This is a genomic window from Candidatus Krumholzibacteriota bacterium (genome assembly GCA_016932415.1).
GTDB lineage: Bacteria > Krumholzibacteriota > Krumholzibacteriia > Krumholzibacteriales > Krumholzibacteriaceae > Krumholzibacterium.
In genome coordinates this window covers 1-19,148 of record JAFGCX010000004.1, presented here as the reverse complement: position 1 = coordinate 19,148, position 19,148 = coordinate 1, and the positions used below count along the sequence as shown (strand labels likewise).

Sequence of the window (19,148 nt, the reverse complement as noted above, 5' to 3'; positions counted from 1 at the left end):
TCAGTACATCGTGTTGATGCTGCGCGATATGCCGGACAGCTTCCAGGTGCCGCCTTTTTTCATGAAACAGGCTATCCGGCGCGTCGCCGGTTTTGTCCTGACTCCGTTGCACCGGTAAGCGTTGCAGAATATCACCAGGGCCTGGGTGCGATCGGAGTCGAAGGCGATCCTTGAGAATGTAAGGTATCCCTGGGCCTCGGGAAAGACCCTGTCGAAATTATTCCAGTCAGGTTCGGCTCGATCGCCCGCCGAGGCGTGCTGTCCCATCCCGGCAACTCCAGATCCTTCGCCAGCCTTGAAAATATTTCTGAGCCCAAGCAGGTCGGCGTACTCTTCTTCCGATACCAGTTTATAATCGACGGGGATACAGAACTGCCCGGTGAGCCTTACGGCCGGGCCTCTGTTGATCGCTATGAGAGAATCGATCGTCTCGCTTTTCAGTCCCGGCCATTCCTTCTGGAGGATATCGAGCCGCTCGGCAATGCACCATAGTTCTGTGTCACGGTTTATAAGTACAGGGCTGAATTCCGACTCGTACTCACTGGTGATAAGCATGGACATCAATTCATATTCAGTGGACTGGCAACTCTTGTCGCCGGCCATGCTATCTGCGAAAGTGATAAGCAATACGATACAGATAATCGCGAGTGATCCCGCCTGCAAAAAGTTCCTCATGATTTCTCCCGTGGTTTCCTGGCAGCCTGTCGTTACCGGCCCTTTCAAAAATTCCGTTCCAATCAAAGGTACGCCACATCTCCGAGCAATATACGGACCACTATTTCGAAAAGGATTATTTGACCAGTTTCTATCGGAGGACCGGGATAAATGGTCGAAAAATGTCAGGTATCTCCTGAAAATAAACCGGTAAATCCGGCATATCTTGATGAGTTAAAGCTCCCATATTGAAAATAATTGTTTTATGTGATAGAATAGCCGTCACAGTAAAATCCAGGAACGGTTGAACAGGAATTATTATCCAGCGATTTAGGCAATAAGGAGTCCCGGTCATGTCACCTCTTTTCGATCCATTGTTACGAAAGATAAAACTTATGACAGTCATCGCGGTATCTCTTGCGGCAACAGCCGGACCTCTCCGCGCCGCCTGGCCCCCCGATGGTATTCTGGTCTGCGGCGAATGGCAGGCGCAGCAATCTGTAGAGATAATATACGACGAAGCTGGGGGATGCATCGTGGCGTGGGAAGACATGAGAGTCATTCCCCGGAAGATCTTCGCGCAGCGGCTCGATGGAGCTGGGAACGAGTACTGGACCTCTGGAGGAGTGCAGGTGAGTGGTACCGGCGATCAGAGAATGATCGAGATGGTCAGCGATGACGCCGGCGGCGCCATACTGGTCTGGCTCGAATCAGGTTCGACGATCGTCGCGCAGCGGATCGACCCGGATGGAACGAAGCTCTGGGATTCGCGCGGAATTAATGTCGCCGATGGGGATATGGGAGAGATCCTCGCCGTAGCGGATGGTTCGGGTGGATGCATCATGGCCTGGGTCCAGAACGTAAGCGGGTCGCGTATCTACGCCCAGAAGATAGACCGCGACGGGACGATAGTATGGGATGACACCCCGGATAATGTCGTCGTCTCCGACGCCTCGCCGGACGAGGGCTACCCATCCCTCGCCTGCGACGGATTCGGGGGAGCCCTGGTCGCTTTCCAGAGCCTGCGTTTCGGTTCTCTCGATCTTGACATCTACGTGCAGAGGGTCTTCGCGTCGGGAGAGGTCTGGATCGCTGACGGTGTACCCGTGGCACTCGGTCACTATAATCGGGAAGAACCAGTCGTAGCACCTGACGGATTCGGCGGGGCTTTTGTCTGCTGGGAGTTCGAATGGGGCGGTGAACACGATATTTACATGAACAAGGTCGATGCGGCAGGCTCTGCCGAATGGGGAACGGAGAAGATGGTCTGCGTGGAAGATGGTGACCAGTATGACCTTGCAATGATCGAAGACGGCTCTGGAGGAGTCTACGTCGCGTGGTGCGACGAACGCGAGTACGGGCAGGATATATATGCCCAGAGATTGGACAGGTTCGGTAACGGGCTCTGGACAACGAACGGCATTCAGGTTATCGCGGAGGACGAGAATGAGTTCCCGATGCTCCTTCCCTGCGAAGAGGGTGTTATCGCGGTCTGGGCTGACCACCGCGGAGGGGGCGCTCTTTTCGCGCAGAAGGTCGATATTTCAGGGGGGGTGATGTGGGACAGCTATGGAGTCGAAGTCCTGCAGGGTGATCCGAGAAACCTTGATTTCGACGTAGCTTCCGATGGCGCCTGTGGAATACTGGCGACGATCACCGACGACCGGGAAGGGCAGGTGCAGGATGTTTACGCTCAGTACCTGGACGCGCTGGGAGACACCTCGGCTCCTGAACCGGTGATAGTGTCGGCAGAGGACGTTCCCGGCGACCAGGGAGGCTGTCTCAGGATCAATTTCGCCGCCTCGGACAGGGATGATAACAATCAGCCTCTCCAGCTCTCGCGTTACGATATCTGGCAGAGGATCGAAGGATTGGCGGCAACCTCCAGCCCCGCGGTCCTCCTCATGACGGGATCTGACGGCAGAACGATCCTGCGGGCACCCGCAGGAGGAGTCGTTCCGGAGGGCAGCTGGGAACTTATTGCCAGCCTTGACGCCACCCAGAGCGAGACTTACGCCTGCCGCGTCTCGACACTTGCCGATTCCTCGACCTCGGGTATCCCGTGGTCGGTCTACATGGTCACAGGGCATACTACAGATCCCGCCGTATGGTACGCGAGCGCTGCCGACAGCGGATATTCGGTCGATAACCTCGCTCCGGAGCCACCGATGGGGCTTGCGGCGGAACAGGATTACAATCCGGAAGGCCTCCAGTTGACATGGGAAAAAAACACGGAGAACGATCTTGCCTGGTATGCTATCCACAGAGGCACGAGTGAAGGGTTCATTCCCGGCACTTCCACGCTGGTAGCGACACCGGCGGTGTCGGAGTGGTTCGATGAAGCATGGTCATGGGATCAGGATTACTGGTACAAGGTCTGCGCGGTCGACATTCACGGAAACGAGAGCTCCTTCGCAGTATCGGGCCCCGGCGACATGACTGGAGAGGATCTCCCCGATCTGCCTCATCTATCGTACCTCAATCAGAATTATCCGAACCCCTTCAATCCTTCGACCACGATACTCTTCGGGCTCAGGCAGGATTCGCGTGTAAGCCTGAAAGTATATGACATCTCCGGCAAGCTTGTCAGTGTCGTCCTGGATGAGAACAGGAGCGCGGGACATTATACCGAACACTGGAACGGCCTTAATTCGCGCGGCGTCCCTGTCGCAAGCGGCGTATACTTCTACCGGCTCATCTCAATGGAGCTTGACCAGACGAGAAGGATGGTGCTGATAAGATAATCTGATCAGCGAAGCAGTATCATCTTTCTGGATCGTTTGAGCGTTTCTGTCTCCAGTTTGAAAAAATAGACGCCGCTCGCCACCGCGTTACCGTTAGCGTCTTTTCCATCCCAGGCTTCGGCGTAATGGCCCGCCGGTCTTCCCTCGTCAACGATCTTCCTGATTATCCTTCCCGCCGCGTCATAAATACTCAGCGAGAGATGGGAATCCCTTTCCAGACCGAATTCGATCGTAGTAACGGGATTGAACGGGTTCGGAAAGTTCTGCGAAAGGTATCCTGCCGCGGGCAGATCCGGTATCTCCGCATCCGTCGAGCCGTTGAAATAAGCTCTGCCTGCATATATGTCAGACTGGCTTGTCGCGGGGTAGCGGTTGTCGGTCCAGGTGATGATACCGCCTCCTGTGCTGTCGGTCGCGATATGAACGTACCGTTGTTCGTTGACGGCTGTGCATACCGCGATCCCACCGGAAGGACCCTGTGCGTATCCATCCGCGTCCACGGTCTGGGCATAGACATCGCCATAGTCATACTGCTGCCTGAGAGATTCCTTCCATACGATCGCCGCCCCTCCGCTTCCGTCGGAGGCGATCCTCGGATCGGACATCGACCCGACGGCCAGGCATATCTTTGCTCCGGCCCCGTTCCACAACGTATCGCCCGCAGCATCTATTCTCTGGCCATAGATTCCCCTTGGTGTCCGCGAATCATACCAGCACAGGACCGCTCCTCCGCTTCCGTCAATGGCGATCTGCGGATCGGAACGCGATCCGTACGGATTGGAGCAGACGACTATGCCATTGGCAGCCCATAAGGTGTCTCCGTCGGCATCAACACGCTGCGCGTACAATGATACAGTCGATCCCTGCCATGTTATGATCGCTCCACCAGTCTCGTCTGAAACGATCCGGGGAAAAGTCTGTTGATTGGCTCTCACACAGATCGGTATGCCGTCAAGATCCCATTTGATGATCCCGTTCAAATCTACTCTCTGTGCATATATATCGTTGCTTGAAGCGCGGTCATCGTCCCATGTGACTATCACGCCACCGCTTCCATCCGTTGCGATTTGTTGACGGTTCTGATCTGAGAGATCCGTGCAGACAGGTATACCGCTCGGGTCCCAGAGCATGCTCCCTGACGCGTCGAGGCGCTGAGCGCGAAGATCGATATTCGAATCGCGATTGTCACGCCAGACGATCACAGCTCCGCCCGCTCCGTCTGAGACAATAAGCGGATAATCCTGATCTTCGGAGCCCGTATAGACCTCGGCGCCCCACCTTCCCCAGAGTCGGTTACCGTTCGAGTCGAGGCGCTGGGCGTAGACATCCCGCGAATTGGTCTCGCTATCGCGGCCATCGGTCCAGCAAACCAGCGCTCCACCTGATCCGTCAGGCGATACGTCTGCCGGCGACCAGGCGATGGTCGAATCCGGGCTGAGTGATATGCCTCCGGAACCCCAAAGGATATTTCCAGTTCCGTCGATCCTTTGAATAAAAATGCTGTTTTTGAGAAAAGCGCTGACGAAACTCTGTTCCCAGACGATGTACGCGCCTCCGGCACCATCCGGCGCTATACGAGATTCGAATTCAGGCCTCTCCCCTTCGGTGATCCGAACTCCGTTGTCAACCCATGCTGCCTGAGCGGGAAAGGTTAATGCAACAATCGACACAAAAAGCAAAAATGAAGTCGTCAAGCGCCTGGGTTGCATGAGGGGCCCCCTTCGATTGAATTTTGAAATGGAATAATCCCGCGACGATCATATCACATTTTCCCGATTTTAGCAAGGGATCAGGATTTGCGGGTGGTGTAATGGTTCAGGCGTTTTTTACTCGGCAGTGACTCACGCTTCTCACTGCGCATCTTCGACGCGTAATCTGGCTTCGGCTGGCGCAGTGAAGATCATATCATGACTTATGGTCCGAACATGCCTCGGCGGCAAGCCAGGCGGTAGAGAAGGCCGCCTGAAGATTGTACCCTCCCGTGTTGCCATCGATGTCGATCACTTCGCCGCAGAAATAGAGCCCCTTTATGAGTTTCGATCTCATCGTCCTGGGATCGATCTCTTTCAGATCTATCCCGCCGCGAGTGATGATCGCTTCTTCAAAAGGCCTCGGGCGTTTCAAGGTAAGCCTGAAATCTTTAAGGAGAGCGGCAAGGCTGTTTCTTTCTGCAGATGTCATCTGGTTGCATCTCTTTTCCGGCGCGATTCCGCTCATCTTTATGAAAACAGGTATCAATCTTCCTGGAAGAAGGTTTTTCATCACGGTCCTGAAATACTTCGTTCCCGAAGCGGCAAATTCCCTGATCAGCCTCCTGTCGAGTTTCTCGCCGGTCAAAGCCGGTTTGAAATCGATCGAGATTTCGACTGTCTTGCCTGCGGCAAGATCGTCTGTTATCTGCCCGCTCATCGTGAGGATGAGCGGACCCGATACTCCAAAATGAGTGAAGAGCATATCTCCGAAACCGGAAGCAGTCTTCCTGCCTCCGGTGAAGACAGTGACTTCGACATTATCCAGCGAAAGGCCCTGAAGATCGCGGACGAACCGATCCTCTGTATCGAAAGGCACAAGGCCCTGTCTCGGCCCCACAATCGTGTGACCGAGGCGGGCTGCGATGGTATACCCGTCGCCGGTCGACCCTGTTGCGGGATACGATTTGCCTCCCGTGGCAAGGATCACCTTACCTGTATTTATCACCTTTCCGCCGTTTTTCAGGATCACTCCCTCGACCGATCCGCTTTCCGCGCCCGCGACTATCCTCTCCACCCTCGATGAAAGCCCGATCTCGACTCCGTTTGATCTGAGATACCTCTCGAGAGCTTTTACGACAGTGGATGCCTTGTCACTGGCGGGGAAGATCCTTCCCCCTCTCTCCTCCTTCATTTCCACGCCGAGCCTGGCGAAGAATCTCACAAGATCGCCACTGGAAAACCTTGTGATCGCTCCATAAAGGAACTTTCCTTTCTTTCCGAAATTCTCGATGAAACGCTCCGTCTCGGCGCTGTTGGTAAGATTGCATCTTCCCTTCCCCGTTATCGCCAGCTTCCTGCCGAGACGATCGTTCCTTTCGAGCAGAAGGACCTTCAGACCGTTCTCCGCCGCCCTTCCGGCCGCGAGCATCCCGGCCGCTCCTCCACCTATAACTGCAATATCGTAGTCCATCTCTTCCTTTCCACTATTACTGAAGGATAATATGAATCTCCGGGCGAGTAAATGGTTCTATGATCCAGTGAGTAGCATATCAAAGAATGGAAATCCAGCATCTTGACAATCTGACCGACCCGTGATCGTTTTCAGAGATCAACATCAAACGAGTAAAATCTGGCCTTCGCCATCGAGAATACCGGCGTAGGGGCTTTGTCCGGAACCTTCCGGAAGACTTCCGACGAATCTGAGATCGTGGGAAACAGTGCTTGCAACCTGGACCCAGAAGCGTCTGCCATGTTCAATGTTCGATTCACGTCGACATCTCTCGGCAGCAAGACACGCGAATTGGCAATGGTCTGCTGCCAATGCGAAACGTACCCGTAAAAGGAGACTTGAAGGGGAAACACTACTGATCGGGAACAGCCTTCTGATGAAGTCATTTGCCGGACCCGGAGAGATGAACAGCTTTCATTATGGTTTCTATGATCAGTTCGGGTTCCGAGAAAGGGATCATGTGATTGCTTTCTTCGGCGACGAGGACTACCGAACCTTCTATAGACGCGGCCATCTGGTCGAGGGCCCGATCCCAGGCTTCCTGTTCCTTTATTTCAGGAAGAGTCTGGAGAAAGCTCTTGATGATAAAGACCGGAATGCCTTTGGGAACGACGGTTTTTTTCATGATCTTCATCTTGGGAGCCAGTCCACCCTTGACCATGCGGCTCAGGGCAAGCTGATTCTTTGTGAGCTTGTCTGGTTGTGATGTGTCGAAGGGAAGCTTTCCGCACATCGGATGTTCGTCCAGATACTCCACTCCGAACATGTCGACAAATTCCGCCGAGAATGGATCAATGAAGACAATCCCGATTACGGCGTCAGGGTTCTCACTCGCTTCGATCCGAATCATCCATCCACCATACGAATGACCTGCCAGGATTATATCATCTTTGTACCCAAGGCGTTCTAGGGCTTCCCAGAGCCATCCTGCCTCTACCTTTATATCGCACGGGATCTCCGGCAGGTCACTTTTACCAAACCCGGCACGATCGTAACATATCACCGTAGCGCCAGTCCTCCGAGCGAGTTCCGGCGCGATCCCGTCCCATTCGGTAAGATCCATGCCACCCCCCGCCTCGAGAAGGATGGTCGGGCTTCCTCCCTCTATTATTCTGAAATTCAACCGGAATCCTCCGACAGAGACAAGAGTGTCGACTACGGTCAGAGCGCTTTCATGCCCTTCATCAGCGGGGATGATCGCTGTAAGACCCGGCACCGATGCAGACATGATAAAGATCGTTGTCATTGCTACAAGGGCGCCAGCCTGCTCATAAAACACTTTTCCTGATTCTCCTGATCTCATTATCTGCCCCCTTCGGAAACAACGATTTCATTGTGTGATTCTGATTACGATTAGCAACAAGAATATGTTTCAGGAAATACGGTCTATCTATGAACATATTGGTATTAAGGCTGAGCCTGGTCCAGGGTCGGAGGGAAAAAGAAGAGGTCAAGGTCACCTTCCGGATGAACAATTGAATAATGGGAAAAACGAAAAGTAACTCAAGAAAATTGAAAATTACCTGAACTTATGGTAGAATGCGCTTCGGGTATTTTTCTGAATTATTGGTTTTTTTTAAAAGAAGTTTTATGAGAAGAACTGCATTAATAATGATTCTATTCGCTCTCGTAGTCCCTGCTGGCAGCGTGTTTTCATTTGAACCATCGTTTTACGCGACGCCAAGGGTTTTTTCCGGTGGCGACCCGGTTGCCATCTGCAGCAGTGATCTCGATGGTGATGGGGACGAAGACCTCGCTTTGGCAAATGGTGATTATGACAACATATCAGTCCTTATTAATGGAGAATATCTTTTCGCGCCTGCCGTAAACTATGATACCGGAAATAACCCTACAGCGATCTGCAGCGGTGATTTCGATGGAGACGGCGACAATGATCTGGCCGTGACAAACGGCGGCTCTGACAACGTATCAATTCTTTTAAATAACGGAGATGGCACCTTTGCCGATGACGTGACCTATGGCATTGGCGATAATCCTGTGTCGATCTGCAGCGCGGATCTGGATGGTGACGGGGACAATGATCTGGCTGTGGCTAATTATGATTCCGATGATGTCTCAGTCCTTATGAATAACGGAGAAGGCACGTTTGCACCTGAAGTCTTCTACAGTACCGGCGATGGACCTCAATCAGTCTGCGGCAGCGATCTCGACGGAGATGGCGATATTGACCTGGCGCTGGCCAACCATTACTCTAACGACGTTTCAATTCTTTTAAACAATGGTGATGGGACTTTTGCCAATGATCTGACCTATGCTGTTGATAGCCGTCCTCGTTCTCTTTGCGTCAGCGACCTGGATGGAGATGGAGACAATGACCTGGCAGTTGGGAATGGACCTTCCGAGTACGAATACATTTCGATTCTTCTTAATAACGGAAATGGCACGTTTGCGCCCTCTGTAGGCTATGGGGATCATACTTTTAGAGAAATATATTCTATCTGCAGCAGTGATCTCGATGGAGATGGGGACGAAGATCTGGCAGTAACGAATTTTGATCCAGGTGATATTTCGATTTTTTTAAATAATGGAAATGGGACTTTTGCGGAAGAAACGGTATTCCCTGGAACTGGTTATTATACAAGTTCCATCTGCAGCATTGATCTCGACGGAGACGACGATAAAGACCTGGCTGTGGCGAACAAATACACCAGGGTCATCTCCCTTCTTCTGAATAATGGAGATGCCACCTTTGTCTCCTCTGCGGACTATAGTGCCGGTGCCGGTCCCAGTTCAATCTGCGATAGTGACTTTGACGGAGATGGGGACAATGATCTGGCCGTGGCGAACTATTATTCCGATGATGTTTCAGTCCTTCTGAATAATGGAGATGGTACGTTCGCATCTGCCGTAAACTATGATGCGGGCGATAGCCCGGTGTCTGTCACATTTGGTGACTTTGACGAAGACGGGGATACGGATCTGGCAGTGGCGAACTACCTGTCATCTGATCTTTCAATTCTCATCGGATCAGGCGGCGGTTCGTTCGCGTCTGCCGTGAACTATTCCACGGGCGGCATTCCGAAGTCTGTTACCGTGGGTGACTTTGACGAAGACGGGCATACGGATCTTGCGGTGTTAAATGCCCCTAACAATATCTCAATTCTTCTGGGAGCAGGAGACGGTACATTCAGCGGTGCGTTGAGCTATAGTGTCGGTTATAGTTCCAGTTCAATCTGCTGCAGCGATCTGAATGGAGACGGGCATGCGGATCTGGCGTCGGCAGGCTGGCAAATCTCGATTCTCCCGGGAGAAGGCGACGGCACCTTCGCGCCTGCCGTAATCTTTGAAGCAGATGGAGATATTCAGTCAATCTACACCAGTGACTTTGATGGAGACGGAGACAATGATCTGGCAGTGGCGGGTTGGCAGGTTTCGATCCTGTTAAACAACGGTGATTGTACTTTTGCTCCACCTGTAGATTATTACATAAGAGACCTTTGTTATGGCATCTGTTACGGTGACCTCGATGGGGATGGATATAAAGACCTGGCGGCGGTCACGATCAATGAACACTATGAAATATTTGGCGGTGTTTCAATTCTTTCTGGAAACGGTGACGGAACATTCATGCCGACTGAAAATTATGCTTCTGGTTATTATGGATATTCAATCTGCTGCAGCGACCTCGACGGAGACGGGGACAATGACCTCGCCGTGGCGAACAGAGGATCTGGCAACATCTCTGTTCTGATCAATCTTCTCGGTGATCCAACTGACGCGGGAGATGACCCGCATCTTCCCTGTTCGAACTATCTGTCAGCAAATTATCCAAATCCATTTAACCCGTCCACCACGTTGAAATTCTCAATCCCGAGATCCACTCTGGTCCGGATTGTCGTATATGATGTGGCCGGACGCCGCGTTGCGACTCTTGTTGACAAGTACCTTCAGGCGGGCGAATTCAAGACGACATGGAACGGAAAGAACAGTAGCGGTATACGCGTAACCTCCGGTATATACTTTGCCAGGATGACTTCAGGGGATTATGTCGCGGTGACAAAAATGGTTTTGATCAGATAAAAGAATTATTATAACTTTATGCCATTTATTAAAATAAAATTTAAACCCCTTGGATTCATATTGGCGATCACCGTTCTGACATCCATCTGTTCACAACGGGCATTGTGCCAGAAATCGTATTTTCCCGATTATCCGGATTGGTCCTCAGAACTGGCTAACTGGACATACAGCATCGCTCTCGGGGACATAGACTCAGACGGCGACCTTGACCTCGCTTGTGGCAACTCGGTTAACACCAGGTTCTACCTGAACGAGGGTGGAGTTTTTCATCTGGAACCGGCATTGTCGCTGGAATCGACTCACTCATACTGCCTGGCCCTTGGAGATATAAATGGTGATGGTGACCTGGACCTTGTGACTCGGGACAATTATGGTCACATCGTTCTTTTTCTGAATGCCGGTGGAGTTTTTCAAACACCGCGGGCATGGTCTTCCGGGCGTAATGCTGACTGTATAGTCCTTGGAGACGTTGACTCGGATGGTGATCTGGATCTTGTATGTAACGGATATTATGACAACGCGCTCTACCTCAACGTTGATGGAGTTTTTCAGACTGGACAGATATGGTCTACGGGAGAAACAACAAGCATGGCCCTCGGAGATATAGACTCGGACGGCGATCTGGACCTAGCTTGTGGTACCCTCGCCAGTAACAAAATCTACCTCAATGATGGAGGGATCTTTCAGCAGGAACCGATATGGTCTTCAGGGCCCGGCAATGAGACAAGAAGCGTAGCCTTTGGGGATATGGATGGTGATGGTGACCTGGATCTCCTTTGTGGGAACCACTCCTCCGTAGGTGTTTCTCAATATAGTGTTCTTTACCTGAACGATGAAGGAGTATTTCAGGTAGAGCCGATTTGGCAAAATGGCCCCGCCCAGGTGTACAGTGTAGCCCTCGGGGACATAGATTCCGATGGTGACCTGGATCTTGTGAGTGGAAGTTCTTCCAGCAACAAGCTTTACCTGAACGATGGGGGCGTTTTTCAATGGGCCTGGTCGTCGCAGTGGGAAGATATTACAAAATGGGTAGCCCTTGGGGATATAGATGGTGATGGTGACCTGGATCTCGTCTGTGGTAATGACCGGGGTGGTTTCAACACCCTTTACCTGAACGATGGGAACATTTTTCAGACCAGCCCGGGTTGGTCTTCAGGACCAAACAATGACACAAGAAGCGTGGCTATCGGGGATATAGACTCGGACGGTGACATCGACCTGGTGTGCGGGAACTATGGTCAGGAACATAACACGCTCTACCTGAACGATGGGAATGTCATCCAGACAGAGCCTGCCTGGTCTTCAAGATTTGGCGATAATACATCGAGCGTCGCGCTGGGGGACATAGACCTGGATGGAGATCTTGATCTTGTCTGCGGAGAATCCGGTGCGAGCAATACGCTATACCTGAATAACGGAAACGTTTTTCAACTTGAACCGATCTGGTCTTCCGGACCTGCTTATGACACAAGAAGCGTCGCGTTGGGAGACATTGATTCAGACGGCGATCTCGACCTGGTCTGCGGCAACTATGATCAAACCAATACGTTATACCCGAATGACGGAGGAATGTTCCAACAGGAACCGATATGGGTCTCGGGTCCGGATAATAAGACAACCAGCGTGGCTCTGGGCGATATCGATGGTGATGGCGATCTCGACCTGGTCTGCGGAAACGACGAAGAGACCAACACTCTTTACCTGAATGACGGGGGTGTTTTTCAAACGACGCCGGCATGGTATTCGGTGGGGGAGTATAATCCGACAAACAGCGTCGTGCTGTCTGATATAGATTCAGATGGAGACCTGGATCTTGTGTGTGGAAATGATGGGAATAATATAATCTACCCGAACAACGGAGGTGTCTTGAATTCAACACCGGTTTGGTTTCCAGGACCGAGTAACGAAACAAAAAGCATAGCGCCGGGGGATATAAACGACGATGGGTTCCTTGATCTCGTCTGCGGTAACAATTACTTTGAAGAATATAACAACCTCTACCTGAACTTTGGAGGAGTCTTTCAGGCGGAACCGGCCTGGTCTTCTTTGCGGCATGATCTTACAAATAATATTGCGCTGAAGGATATTGATTCAGACGGTGACCTGGATATTGTGTGCGGAAACAATGGCAGTAACACTATCTATTCAGGTTTAAGAGCTCCCGTCTATAAAGGTGACCCGCTCTTTCCGACCAATCACCTTCCCAACAACGGCGCCTTCTTAAAGTCTGTTGCGGTGGAACATATTGATTCTGTTTCCTGCCGTATACATTTTAATGCGATCGATGTCGAATCCGATTCGATCTGGATCGTAGTGGATTATCAGTTCGAGGGAGAACCTGGGTGGCATCCTTCCTCCATAAATGGTCAAACGGGGAAAGTCGGACCCTTCAGGACATCCCCGGGCGGAAAGAAGGATTCGCTCATCTGGGATACCTTTCTTGTCCCGTTTGACAGCCGCGACGTCATCCTGCGCCTGCGGACAATCTCTGTACCGAATCGCGTGAGCATCATACAGCATATTGCTTCTTATTTGATAGATGTTGGACCGATAGAACCTTTCCGGCCTGAAATCTCGACTTTGGCCGATTCACTCTCCTTCGAGACCATATCACTGGGCGATACTGCTTCAGTCGAGTTGGTTATCGGCAACTCGGGCAACAAACTGCTTTCAGTCAATCATATCGACCTGCCCTCTTCGGAAATGCGTCTTTCCAAGTCTGCCGTGTTCAATCTCCTGCCGGGTCAAAACGATACCATGTTGATATATGTGGAACCCCGTCTGGAACTTGATATATCCGGCGCGATCGAGATAACCAGCAATGATCCGCTCAAGCCGAATGTTTCCGTCCAGGTAACGACCGATATACGGAGCCTTGATTTCCAAACCAGATTATTGAATCCGATGAATGACGTACCCCTCGGAGAGGCATTGACGATAAACATGATACCTGGCCCGGAAGTAAATATAGAGAAGGGGTTCGTCTTCTATCGTCCTTCAGATTCCGGAGTTGCTTTTAATGACAGTGTCCCGATCTTGCTGCTCCCTGAAGGTGATTTTATGGCGGTGATACCTGGGAACGGTGTCACGGAAGCAGGTCTTGATTATTATATCCGTGTGGAAAACAGCGGGGTCTTCGCGTTCGATCCTCGAGGAGCCCCGGCAGATTCCGTCTTCCATCAGGCAGTTCAGCAACCTGATCAGATATCATCTGTTCCGGGACCGAACCGGAATTCGGATTTTCTTCAAGGGCGTGATATCAAAGTATCGGTCTCTCTTCCCGAAGGCACGTTTTTTGAGCAGGGAACGCTTTATTACCGCCCCGGTGGAGAGACAGAGTACCAGGAAGTGGAAATCCAGGTCGGTGAGCAGTTACCATTCGCTACTATTCCCGATACCGTGCCGGGTCCGAGGGGAATTGAATATTGGGTCAATGTCCGGACCTTTACCCGGACTCTGAGCGATCCTCCACTCACGCCGGAAATCAACCCCAAAAGCATCAGAGTAACAACGACGGAGCTTCGCGAGCCTTTGCTGCATCAAGGTGAACAGTTTCGCATGCTCTCCCTCCCCCTTGAGATCCAGCAACCACTTACCGGTGTGATCACAGATGATGTCGGCGGCCCGGATAACACGCAATGGCGGTTGTACGCTTATGAGAATAACAATAACACATATTCCGAACTACCCAATGATATCCTCTTTTCGTTTGAACAGGGCAGAGGATACTGGTTCATAACCCGTGAACCGCATCAGATCGATACCGACCCGGCTGAAGGTCTGTCGGCACCGACTGACAGCAGTTTTTCAATTCTACTTAATACCGGATATAATTTAACAGGTAATCCTTTCGCTTTTAATATCGCCTGGGATTCGATAATGGTGGACACGATTGGCGGAACCGTTCTTTCGATGGCAGAGGCGGAAATGGTCGCAGTGGAACCGCCTGTAGAATGGGTGCCTGGGACAGGTTATGACTACGACGTTGATATCCTTGAACCTTTTAATGGGTTTTGGGTGAAGAACCTGATGGATAAGGATATTGTTCTTCTTGTCCCGCCCCGGAAAGTTCCTGCTGAATTATCAGCCAATACCTCCAGCAATCTTCCTGATCCAAACACTGATGACGACGATTCATCCTGGATAATCAATATTCAGGCGCTCTCTCAAGATTCGAAGGACCTGGAAAACTATATCGGTGTTGATCCTGGAGCGTCAGATGGATGGGATACCCATGACCGGTCCGACGCGCCAATGCCTCCCGGGAATAATATATCTCTGTATTTTCCTCATAATTCCTGGCGAACACACAAAGGAAATTACAGTTCCGATATAAGAAGAGGATATCAGGAGTTCAGATCTGAAGAGTACTCGACCATGAAATCAGAATATAAATTTATCGGCCTTGATGAAGAAACAATCTGGGGACAACTATGGGATTTTGACGTGGCAAAGAACTTCCAGGGTGAAACCGGAAGTGACGAGGTATCTCTCAATTTCTTTGGAACTGGTGACATGCCTGAAGACACTGAGGTATTTCTTATCGATAAAGATCTCAATAGACTGGTCAAAATCGGAAATGAGATTTGTTGCTACAGGTTCCTGCTGGGAAACAGGAGATTTATCGATCAGGAGAGTGAATCACGCTTCATTCTTCTGGTCGGCACTGAAGATTTCATTGAAAACAACGATGACTTGTTGCCAAAGCCACCGACACGTACGACTCTCTGCCAGAATCATCCCAATCCATTTAACCCATCGACCGTTATAAGATACGAAGTGGCAAAGCCCCAATACGTAAGTCTGCGAATATACGATGTGAATGGGTCTCTGGTTAGAATATTATGTGATAGCCACAGGCAACCAGATCGTTATGAAATATCTTGGAACGGCGACAACGATAAAGGCAGGCAAGTCTCCTCCGGGATATATTTCTGCCGCCTCGTTGCCGGCGATTTTGCGCAGACGAAGAAGATGGTATTGTTGAGATAATTAGTACCTTTTAAGGAGCTGAAACCAAAAACCATCTAGTCAATTCCCCAACCGGTATCATCCCGATGAGAAAAGCCGGATCATCATCAGCTGACCCGGCTTTTTCAGCAATCGGATCGTCGTCACAGGGTTGAACGGGTTGGGATAGTTCTGGGCGGCCCAGGGCGATACCGGTGATGGCGGAGAGATATTGTCCTCCGAATAACCACTGTCCGGCGGAGAGATCCAGTAAAGGTCAGCCGATGAGGATTTGGCCACGATCCTGTAATGATGATAGTTGGGGTCGATGAGATCCCCGTCTGCCGTAGTCGAGTCAGTGAATGAATATGATTGCAGCTGATATGCTGCCACGGTACCGCGGAATTCCCAGGAGTAGGAGAGTTCCGAGACGGTGCTCCTGTATACGTCGTATGACCTCCCTCCAATAAACTGATCCACTCAAAATGTTAAAATTCTGGTAAAATACCGCCTTGGGAACGGAGGATTTTACCATGAAGAAGACAAGGTTCACCTAACAGTAGATCGCCTTTGCGCTTCGCCAGGCGGAGACCAGTTCCTGTATGATAACCCGGTATCTCTTTGATTTATTTGAATAAAAGTGGTGGGGTCCTGGGTTTTGGATTCTCCTCAGCAATATTATCCTCGAAGTCATAACATCACGTATCCCAATTCTACGTTTTCAGAATAGAACCAAAGATCTAACCGCCCCACAAGCCTGGGGTCCCCCTGGGGCTCAATAGGGTCGGGGCAGTGTGGCTTGGTGTGAGTGTCATTCAGAAACATCGTTCTTGGCTCAGCGAACTTTGCAGCCATTGTCGGATTACCCTTAGTCAGTTTTTTTTCGGTCACATCGTCGGCTTTGTTGTTGGCAAACCGGAGATTGTTTTCAGAACCGAACGGAGTTTATTACCACACTGAGATCACCTTAAAAGGATCATCTTCTTTGTGACAGTCTCGTGATTCGAAGCCCGCAGGGCTGCTCACTATTGGGCTAGAGAATTCATAGAACTCGGACATGAAGTATTTCTTCTTCCCTCTCATGAAGTCAGGCCATGTGTCCCAAAAAATAAAACAGACCGGACCGACGCGAAAGCAATCCTTGAAGCATTCAGAAACAAAGATATTAATACTGTTCCGAATCTGGGGGCTAAAAAATACTGTAAGACACCCCGGCGTAGAAGCTCCTGCCCGGACCACCTGGAATGGATGGAATTCTTCCCGAGTTCACGTCCGGATTTTGAATGTTTTCATCGAATACATTTTCGACAGTGAAGTTTACATTCAGCTTGTCGTAGTTCAGCCAGTAGCTAAAGTTGGTCACGTTCAGGTAATCCACTTCACCCCGTTCGCTAATAAATCGTTCCGACAGGCCGAGGTAGTGGTGCTGATACACGTTGTATCTGATGCCCAGGCTGAAGGTCAATTTGGGCACGAACGCGGCCAGCACATCGTCCGGCAGCACTTCATTTCCCTGCTCATTGTAGGCCAGGTTGGCCATGACCTTCATTTTCAAGAACGACCGCTGAAAATCCAACTCCGCTCCGTACCGTTCGTACCCGTCCACGTTTTGGTACTGTGGCTGCGAGGCGGATGCCTCCTGCACCCGGTCAATGGCATCGACAGTTTTGATAAAATAGCCGCTTAGAATCAAAATCTGATTCTGCGTCGCATGGGTGTAGGCCAAATCCATGGAACGGATGAGCTCGGCCTTCAGGTCCTTATTGCCTTCGATAACAAACGGAATCAGCAGTTCTTGCTGAGAAATAACCGGCGAGTTGAATCCCTCGGAGTATAACAGCTTGACTGAGTTGAATTCGTTTATTCCATAAATCAAAGAGGCCCTTGGCGACACGTGGGAGCCGGCCAGTTCATTGTTCACGTATCTCCCGCCGGCCACCGTCCTCAGCTTGCCGAACCTCCAGTCCAGCTGCAGGAACGAAGAAAATTCATTGACCGTAATATTCTCGGATTGAAGGGCGACGAAGATGTCCTCAGCATCCGTTTTTTGGTATTCCCCGGCTTTCCGTACTTCGTTTTCCAGCCCGAGCAGCATGCTGCCGTTCTCGGAGAATTTGTACCGCGTGCTGGCTCCGGCCGTGGCCCGGTAATTGTTGGAAAAAGGCCCGATGTATTGTTGTTTCCCCCGCTCGGCAGTAACGACATTGTTTGCCCCCATGGAACCCAGGAAATTTTCGATATCCAGCTCTAAAAAGAACGGATTGTAGTTGGCGAAAAACCTGGTTTCAAAACCGGATATATCCCGGCGGTAATCCAGATGGGCCAGGAATCCCTGGTAGGTCAGATCATTTTTTTGGAAAATCAGCGGCGCGCCGCCAAGCCCGTTGACAGTCTGTTTGAAGTAGTGACCCATCACGTTCAGACCCTTATAATTCAGCCCGCCCACGATATTAAAGTACTCTTCCCTTTTTTGAATGGTACCCGATGTCGGGAACGCTATGGTGTCACCGTCTGCCACCTGGCGGCCCGCACTGAACGGAAATACCAGCACCGTCTCATCATACTTCGCATCATATCCGTCCGACATGGACTGGTTGGACGCGCCGAGATAATAGTGGCCGCCATCGAACTTTCTCGAGTGCCGGGCGCTTACGTTCAGCAGGCCGTGGCTGCCGCCGGTCATCGCTACCTGCGTCCGGTCCACATCCTTTTTCAAAATCACATTTATCACACCGGCCGAAGCGTTCGTGCCGTAAGTGACCGCCCCCGGCCCCCGGATGATCTCGATCTTCTCGATCATCTCAATCGGCATGCCCAACAGGGGAATATCGCCGTGCGAAGACATCCAGTACGGCTCCCCCTCCAGCAGGAAGAACACCTTCTGGTTGAACGTCTCCGAAAGCCCTCTGATCATGATGGAGATCGTGCCTACCGGAGCGTCCTGAATCACTATACCCGGCACGTGGGCCAGAGCGTCCTTCAGGGTGCGCACCCCGAATGTTTTCATGTCTTCCATATTGATTGTGGACACGATCGCCGGGCTGTCTGTTATAGTTTCTTCCGACTGTGAAGCGATGGATATTTTGATATTCAACAACTCCTCAAGCGACATATCCACTATCTCTTCAGTATCCTCCGCTAATGCAACGCTCGCGCCGAGAACCACCGGCAGCATAACGGCCATCACAGCCACTAGTCGACCCAGACTCATGTGCTTTTTCATGACAATCCCTCCAAAGACTAAATGAAAACGACAAACAATGCCTGCCATTAACTAATTTATTATTCTCGAAATTCTTAACAACTTTGAACTGAAGTCAGCTCCCTGCAACTTCGCTTCCTCCAGATTGATGAGAATTTTTGGTTTACCGTCCTCATCATCAAACCCCACTACCAGGCCCGCTACGACATATGCCGGAACTCCGGTGTAGGTGCATATTTTTTTATCACGAGATATTTTGAGGATAGATTCGACGCTATTTTTCTTCAGCGGGCATACATACAGGACATCCACTCGGGTCTGGCCGATCGAATTGTTTATGTCCTTCGCCGTCAGGT

At 51.0% G+C, this 19,148-nt stretch carries 10 protein-coding genes; 3 read left to right on the top strand and 7 right to left on the bottom strand.

Features of this window, described 5'->3' with window-relative positions:
- A complete protein-coding gene (locus JW814_00475; GenBank protein MBN2069901.1) occupies positions 1-675 on the bottom strand; it encodes a hypothetical protein in 675 nt (224 codons plus the stop codon).
- A gap of 332 nt (positions 676-1,007) precedes the next feature.
- Here JW814_00475 and JW814_00470 point away from each other — a divergent pair, with 332 nt between their 5' ends.
- Positions 1,008-3,398 carry a T9SS type A sorting domain-containing protein gene (locus tag JW814_00470; GenBank protein ID MBN2069900.1) on the top strand — a complete coding sequence of 797 codons (2,391 nt, stop codon included), beginning with the start codon at positions 1,008-1,010 and terminating at the stop codon, positions 3,396-3,398.
- A 5-nt stretch (positions 3,399-3,403) separates the two neighbouring features.
- Here the strand turns inward: JW814_00470 and JW814_00465 are convergent, their stop codons facing one another.
- From JW814_00465 to JW814_00455, 3 genes are all read right to left on the bottom strand, one after another.
- On the bottom strand, positions 3,404-5,107 hold the full coding sequence (locus JW814_00465; GenBank protein ID MBN2069899.1) for a T9SS type A sorting domain-containing protein: 1,704 nt from the start codon (positions 5,105-5,107) through the stop codon (positions 3,404-3,406).
- Between the two features lie 196 nt (positions 5,108-5,303).
- On the bottom strand, positions 5,304-6,560 hold the full coding sequence (locus JW814_00460) for an NAD(P)/FAD-dependent oxidoreductase (protein MBN2069898.1): 1,257 nt from the start codon (positions 6,558-6,560) through the stop codon (positions 5,304-5,306).
- A 421-nt stretch (positions 6,561-6,981) separates the two neighbouring features.
- Entirely contained in the window at positions 6,982-7,902 is a 921-nt protein-coding gene (locus JW814_00455; protein MBN2069897.1) for an alpha/beta fold hydrolase, read from the bottom strand.
- 287 nt (positions 7,903-8,189) lie between these two features.
- On the opposite strand from JW814_00455, the gene JW814_00450 reads away from it, so the two are divergent.
- Entirely contained in the window at positions 8,190-10,640 is a 2,451-nt protein-coding gene (locus JW814_00450) for a T9SS type A sorting domain-containing protein (GenBank protein MBN2069896.1), read from the top strand.
- Between the two features lie 60 nt (positions 10,641-10,700).
- A complete protein-coding gene (locus JW814_00445) occupies positions 10,701-15,632 on the top strand; it encodes a VCBS repeat-containing protein (GenBank protein MBN2069895.1) in 4,932 nt (1,643 codons plus the stop codon).
- A 57-nt stretch (positions 15,633-15,689) separates the two neighbouring features.
- Here the strand turns inward: JW814_00445 and JW814_00440 are convergent, their stop codons facing one another.
- The 3 genes from JW814_00440 to JW814_00430 all read right to left on the bottom strand — a co-directional run.
- Positions 15,690-16,070 carry a hypothetical protein gene (locus JW814_00440; protein ID MBN2069894.1) on the bottom strand — a complete coding sequence of 127 codons (381 nt, stop codon included), beginning with the start codon at positions 16,068-16,070 and terminating at the stop codon, positions 15,690-15,692.
- 709 nt (positions 16,071-16,779) lie between these two features.
- Positions 16,780-18,813 (bottom strand): TonB-dependent receptor, encoded by a 2,034-nt coding sequence (locus JW814_00435; GenBank protein MBN2069893.1) that lies wholly within the window; start codon positions 18,811-18,813, stop codon positions 16,780-16,782.
- A 51-nt stretch (positions 18,814-18,864) separates the two neighbouring features.
- On the bottom strand, positions 18,865-19,148 hold a 284-nt coding region (locus tag JW814_00430), incomplete at its 5' end, for a YfiR family protein (protein ID MBN2069892.1).